This window comes from Psychrobacter sp., assembly GCF_035469765.1.
Taxonomy (GTDB): Bacteria; Pseudomonadota; Gammaproteobacteria; order Pseudomonadales; family Moraxellaceae; genus Psychrobacter.
The window spans coordinates 1-2,824 of record NZ_DATIRM010000337.1 but is presented as its reverse complement, the minus strand read 5'-3'; the positions used below and the strand labels follow the sequence as shown (position 1 = coordinate 2,824).

Below are 2,824 nucleotides of genomic sequence, written 5' to 3'. Positions count from 1 at the left end.
AATACTAATGGCGACGGCGTTATGACAGGCACCGGTAACAATCCCGACAAGGTACCCTATCAACTGCGCTCTAATGCTAGCGGAGAAATATGGGGAAATACCGCCACTGCTACTAGTAGGGGAAATGGGGTTGCCAGCACTGGCAACGGCTTAGTTCAACCACATACTGTCTATGTCACAGTACCTAGTGCCGACTTTAAGCCGGACACTTACTCTGATACGGTAACGGTTCATGTAAACTATTAGTGGCAGTATAAACCCGTTTTGACTGACCGCGTCTTGCTTATATTTACACACTGACCACAGTTACACAACTTTTGGGATAACTCTTATATATCACCTTTTGAATTTAAAAAGCGCTATTATGATAATCTTAATCTGTTAGGTGAAGCTGCCTGACTCAGGTAAATCAACCTCCGATATAGTCGGGGCAGTTCAGAGTAGTGTCACATGAAATTAAGTAGTTATGAAAAATCATCCTATAGATATGACGTACAAGGTGTAAGAGCAATAGGTGCATTGCTTATCATGATCTATCACATCTGGATTGGGCGGGTTTCGGGCGGGGTAGATGTCTTCTTTGTAGTCTCTGGATATTTCATGGCAGGAATGCTAACTCGTTCATATTTAAAAAATGAACGAGTTAGACCTTTTGAGTTCTGGGGAAGGATTATCAGGAGGATTGCTCCTTTAGCTTATACGGTAATAGCGTTTACGTTGATACTAGGATATTTTTTGCTGCCTGCTAATTTCTGGCGGCATGATATGCAAGGAGTTTTAGCAAGCATCGTGCATTTAGAAAACTGGTATCTCATATTTAGAAATGCAGACTATCTTGCGCGTAGTGATCCTCCAAGCCCTGTACAGCAGTTTTGGGCGTTATCACTTCAAATGCAATTTTACTTAGTACTACCGCTAATTTTTTATGTAGGGGTAGTATTATCAAAGGTGTTTAACTCTTATAAAGTTTTACTTTACTTAACTTGTACCCTCATAGTTATATCCTTTTCCTACTCTCTGTATTACACCCATACAAACCCATCTGCTGCATATTTTCATCCAGGCACAAGAGCTTGGGAGTTTTTAGTTGGAGCTGCGATATTTTTAGTATTACCTTTTATTAAGTCATCATTAAAGGTATCTCGTATATTGTTATGCACTGGGTTTTTGTTGATTTTAGCTGTGGGAATTATTGTACCTCAAAATAGCTCATATCCAGGCAGTATAGCGGTGCTACCTGTAGCTGCTGCAAGCTTTATGATTATAGGAGGAGCAAATGCTAGTTCAGGTCTGGTTTATAAACTTCTTTCGTCAAAACCACTTGTATATATCGGAGGCTTATCATTCGCTATATACCTTTGGCATTGGCCAATCCTTATTTATTTTCAGCATTATTTTGATGTAGCGCCAGGTGAAGTCGGTTATTTCGAAGGTATTATAATAATCTTATTAGCTTTTGTTTTATCTATCGTTTCCAAGAAGTTGATTGAAGATCCTATTGCAAATATCAGAAAGACAAACACTTTTGCTTCTTATGTTATAGGCGCTTTGTGCTTTGCATCAGTTGCACTGCCTAGTTTATTTATATATATAAAAATTGACAGGATTCATGATAGTTTTAAAGCGCATGAAGTCATTAGTAATGATTTTTATAAAGGTAGAAGCGCTTACGCACAAAATGGCTCTCCAAACATTAATTTAGATAATTTTATTGGTAATCAAGGTGATATTAACACCCCTAGCCTTGATGTCACCTCTCACGGATTAAATAATGGGAATATGTTATTTAGCGAGTCTGGCGACACGAGTAGTGATAGGTCTATACTATTAGTTGGCGGGAGTACAAATGCGCATTGGGAGCCATTTTTCAGCTATTTAGGCAAGAAACATGGTTTTAAAGTTATAGTTTTTGATAGAACATCTTGTTCGTTTGGCTACAACCCTAATACTCCTCCATCAGAAAACTATCAAGCCTGTAATGACTGGAACGATAAAATCATTGAAGTTATAACTCATATGAAGCCACAACCCAAAATCGTTGTTGTTAATACATCGAGACATCAAGATAGAAAAGAATTCACACCTATTGGATCTATTAAAAGTATAAAAGAAGTATTATCTCTTGGAATTCCAGTTATAGGGATAAGAATAAATCCGTTACAACAGGATCCTAATAGTTGTTTATGGAAAAGCCATGAGGCTTCTGATTGTGCAGTTAGCTTTTCATCATCTATGGAAAGAATCAACCCTGCAATCCAATTTAAAAACGATAAGGAATTATCAGGTTTATATCTCGTCGACTTCAAAGATGTTCTTTGTACAAACGATATATGCCCTGCTGCATTTGAAGGATACCTGACTATGACAGATGATGAACATTTAACGTATAGCTATATCCATTATCTTGCACCAGCATTGGAAAAATCGCTTCATACGCAAGTCCCAAACTTCATGAAATTAATTGAGGAGTAGTTTGCTAAGGTGATTAGATAAATTAGTAGTCTAAATACTCTCTAATTGGAGACCATCCTAAACTTTGTGTAACAGTCATTTAGCTTGAGCCAATAGTTATACAGAATCTGGAATACTCCTCAACATTCTATATGGTTCGCCATACCCCTACATAACACTCAATACCTGAAAAACGCCCAAAATAAAGGGCATACGGTCAATGACGGTATGCCCTAATATTGTGTTTGGTCGGAACGGCAGGATTTGAACCTGCGACCACTACACCCCCAGTGTAGTGCGCTACCAGACTGCGCTACGCCCCGAATGACTGACTATTCTACGCAAAATTATGTATATTGCAAGAGCTATTTAT

The 2,824-nt window shown here is 38.1% G+C and carries 2 protein-coding genes and 1 tRNA gene; 2 read left to right on the top strand and 1 reads right to left on the bottom strand.

Annotated features, from left to right (window positions below; translation table 11 throughout):
* The coding region (locus VLN09_RS09360; RefSeq protein WP_325245884.1) for a spore coat protein U domain-containing protein at positions 1 to 246 on the top strand (246 nt) is incomplete at its 5' end.
* 204 nt (positions 247 to 450) lie between these two features.
* On the top strand, positions 451 to 2,472 hold the full coding sequence (locus VLN09_RS09355; RefSeq protein WP_325245883.1) for an acyltransferase family protein: 2,022 nt from the start codon (positions 451 to 453) through the stop codon (positions 2,470 to 2,472).
* Between the two features lie 225 nt (positions 2,473 to 2,697).
* Here VLN09_RS09355 and VLN09_RS09350 read toward each other — a convergent pair.
* Positions 2,698 to 2,774 (bottom strand) — tRNA-Pro (locus VLN09_RS09350).
* Between the last annotated feature and the right edge of the window lie 50 nt (positions 2,775 to 2,824).